The 3,962-nt window shown below is 66.7% G+C and carries 1 protein-coding gene; it reads left to right on the forward strand.

Annotated elements, in window-relative coordinates:
* Positions 1–45: 45 nt before the first annotated feature.
* The coding region (locus ACZ3H8_RS40690; protein WP_467410399.1) for an SDR family NAD(P)-dependent oxidoreductase at positions 46–3,962 on the forward strand (3,917 nt) is incomplete at its 3' end.

Here is a 3,962-nt window from a genome sequence, read left to right on the forward strand (position 1 = left end):
GAGTCGGGTTATGAGTATGGGCCGGTGTTCCAGGGTGTGCGGGCGGTGTGGCGTCGTGGGGACGAGGTGTTCGCCGAGGTCGCGCTGCCTGAGGGGGAGCGGGATCGGGCTGGTGATTTTGGGTTGCATCCGGCGTTGCTGGATGCGGCGTTGCAGACCGGGTTGCTGCGTGGCGAGCTGACTGCGGGTGAGGAGACCGCGCTGCCGTTTGCGTGGGAGGGCGTGTCGGTGCATGCGGTGGGGGCGGCCGCGTTGCGGGTGCGGGTGTCGCCGAATGGTCTGAACGGGATCAGTCTGTTGGCGACGGACCATGCCGGGGCCCCGGTGGTGTCCGTCCAGAGGTTGCTGACCCGGCCGGTCTCGGCGGAGATGCTGACCGCTTCCCGGACTACGGAGCGGGATGGGTTGTTCCGTGTGCAGTGGTCTCTCGTTGAGCCCGGTCAGCCCGCTTCGGTCTCCATGATCTGGACCGACACCGGCAGCGACCCCAGGGACATCCTGCTGAGCGAGCTGGTATCGGACCGAGCCGTGCACGATGTCGTGGTGCTGCGTTGCTTCACCGAGTATTCGGCCTCCGTGGACTCCGCCGCGATGGAGTCGACTCTGACTGCAGTCTTGAGGTGGCTGCAGCTTTGGCTGGGTGATCAGCGGTTCGACGAATCCCGGTTGGTGGTGCTGACGAGGGGTGCGGTGGCCACCGACGCGAAGCACGATGTGACAGATTTGGCCGGTGCCGGAGTGTGGGGCCTGCTGCGCAGTGCGCAGTCGGAGCACCCTGGTCGAATCCTCCTGCTCGACGTCGATCAGATTGACGACGAGGACGGCCTCAGCGAGTTGGTACCCACGCTGCTGGAGCTCGGCGAGCCTCAACTGGCCTTACGCAACAACCGACTTCTCGCAGCGCGGCTCGCCCGCGACAGTGGCCGTGGCGCCTTGAGTCGCCCGACAACGGGTACGTGGCGACTCGACATCACGATTCCGGGGACGTTCGACAATCTCGTACTCGCTCCCTGCCCGGAGTCCGACGCACCGCTGGAGCCCGGTCAGGTACGTGTCGCGGTTCGCGCCGCAGGCCTCAACTTCCGGGATGTTGTCGTCGCACTCGGGATGGTCCAGCATCCTGCGCCCCTCGGCAGCGAAGGCGCGGGTGTGGTTCTTGAGGTCGGTCCGGGAGTCACCGGATTCACGCCAGGGGACCGGGTTCTGGGCCTGTTCTCCGGGGCGTTCGGTCCAGTCGCGATCGCTGACCAGCAAACGCTGGCGCACATGCCGGCGGGCTGGTCGTACGAGCAGGCGGCATCTGTCCCCGCTGCTTACCTGACGGCTTGGTACGGACTGGTCGAGCTCGCCGGGCTGGCACAGAGCGAGTCGGTCCTGGTACACGCGGCTGCAGGTGGTGTGGGCATGGCCGCCACGCAGATAGCACGTCACGTCGGAGCACGGATCTTCGCCACAGCCAGCCGCAGCAAGTGGGAAACCCTTGGTTCGTTCGGTGTCGAAGAGGCTCAGATCTCCTCGTCGCGCGACCTGGACTTCGAGGCGAAGTTCATGTCCGCCACCGCCGGTCAAGGAGTGGACGTCGTATTGAACTCCCTCGCGGGGGAGTTCGTGGACTCGTCGTTGCGGCTGCTGTCCGCAGGCGGACGATTCCTGGAGATGGGCAAGACCGACATACGTGATTCGGACGCGGTCGCCGAACAGTTTCCCCATGCGCACTACCAGGCCTTCGATCTGTTCAACGTAGAGCCTGAGCGAATAGGGCAGATGCTGAGCGAGGTGATGGACCTCTTCGAACGCCGAGTGCTGGAACCGCTGCCTGTCACCGCATTCGATGTGCGCCGCAGCGGCGACGCATTCCGATACATGAGCCAGGCCCGACACGTGGGCAAGGTCGTCCTGACCATCCCCAACAGCTGGGCCGGATCGGGCACGGTGTTGGTGTCGGGCGGCACCGGCACGCTGGGCGCGTCCGTGGCACGCCACATCGTGGCCACGCATGGGGTTCCTCACGTGATGCTGCTCAGCCGACAGGGCCGCGCTGCAGCAGGCGCGGTAGAACTGGAGGCCGAGCTCCGTGAGTTGGGTGCCCTGGTGTCGATCGTGGCCTGTGATGTGGCTGACCGGGAGGCGTTGGCGGCGGTACTGGCCGAGATCCCGGCGGAGTACCCGCTGACCGGGATCATCCACACCGCAGGCGTACTGGACGACGGGGTGCTCACCTCGTTGACGGAAGATCGAATACAGCAGGTGCTGCGGCCCAAGGTGCAGGGAGCGCTCAACCTGCATGAGCTGACCCAGCACCTCAACCTGTCCGTCTTCGCCCTCTTCTCCTCCGCGGCGGGCGTGTTCGGCAGCCCGGGCCAGGCCAACTACGCCGCCGCAAATGCCATATTGGATGCACTCGCCCAGCAGCGGCGGCTGCGGGGACTGCCCGCGGTGTCAATGGCGTGGGGGCTTTGGGAGCAGGCCAGCGGGCTGACCGGCCACCTGGACAAGGACGATCTGGACCGACTGCAGCGGGGTGGAGTGGCAGCACTCTCGCCTGAACAGGCCCTGGCGCTGTTCGACGCGGGCACGGAGGCCGAGGATGCCTTGGTCGTGCCGATCCGGCTGAGTACGGCGCGACAGCCGGGCGCCGGCACGACCACGTCGGTGCCCGCGCTGCTGAGGTCTCTCTTCCATAGCCCCAACAGGCCGGCTGCGAGCACCACCCCTGCCGATGCGAACGAGCCTGCCCTGGCACGCCGCCTCAGCGGGCTTTCTCCCGTGGACCGCGACCGCGCCGTCCTGGACATCGTCCGCACTCATGTCGCCATAGTGCTCGGGCACGACGGCGGCGAGAATTTCGAACCGGGGCGGGTTTTTCGCGATTTGGGATTCGACTCACTCACCACGGTCGAGCTGCGTAATCGGCTCGTTGCGGCGACCGGTCTGCGGCTGCCCGCGACGCTCATCTTCGACTATCCGACACCGAGCGCGCTGGCGCGTTTCCTGGTCGCTCAGCTGACGGGGGACAACGTAGGAGAGACTGCCTCCGTCGAGCCGGTGGCTGCGCTCGACGACGATCCGGTCGTGATCGTCGGGATGGGGTGCCGTTTTCCGGGCGGCGTGAGGTCCCCGGAGGACCTGTGGAACCTGGTCTCCTCCGGCGTGGACGCGATTTCGGAGTTTCCCAACGATCGAGGCTGGGATCTGGAGAACCTGTACGACCCGAAGTCCGACAAGCCCGGCACCTACGAGGGCGGCTTCGTCTACGACGCCGATCGGTTCGACGCCCCCTTCTTCGGGATTTCGCCGCGTGAGGCCGTCGCGATGGATCCGCAGCAGCGTCTGTTGCTGGAGGTGTCCTGGGAAGCGCTGGAACGCGCCGGGATCGACCCCGAGGCACTGCGGGGAAGTAAGACCGGTGTCTACGTCGGAGGCATAGCCCAGTACGGCGGATTTGCCGCCGATTCCGAAGTCCATTCCTTTACGGGCGCCACGTCGAGCGTGATGTCGGGGCGTGTGTCGTACGCCCTGGGGCTTGAGGGTCCGGCGTTGACGGTGGATACGGCGTGTTCGTCATCGCTGGTTGCACTGCACCTTGCCGCGCAGGCGCTGCGTCGTGGTGAGTCTTCGCTCGCGCTGGTCGGTGGGGTCAGCGTCATGGCCTCTGCCGCCCCGTTCGCCGTCTTCAGCCGCCAGGGTGGGTTGGCTTCGGATGGCCGGTGCAAGGCGTTCGCCGGTGCGGCCGACGGAGCCGGGTGGGGCGAGGGCGCCGGTGTTCTGGTGGTGGAGCGGTTGTCGGATGCTCTGCGGTTGGGGCATCGGGTGTGGGGTGTGGTTCGTGGTTCTGCGGTGAATCAGGACGGGGCGAGTAACGGGCTTACGGCGCCGAATGGTCCGTCGCAGGAGCGGGTGATTCGGGATGCGTTGGCGGGTGCGCGGTTGGTGCCTGCGGATGTGGATGTGGTGGAGGCGCA

This window comes from Streptomyces sp. NPDC002868, from assembly GCF_055563295.1.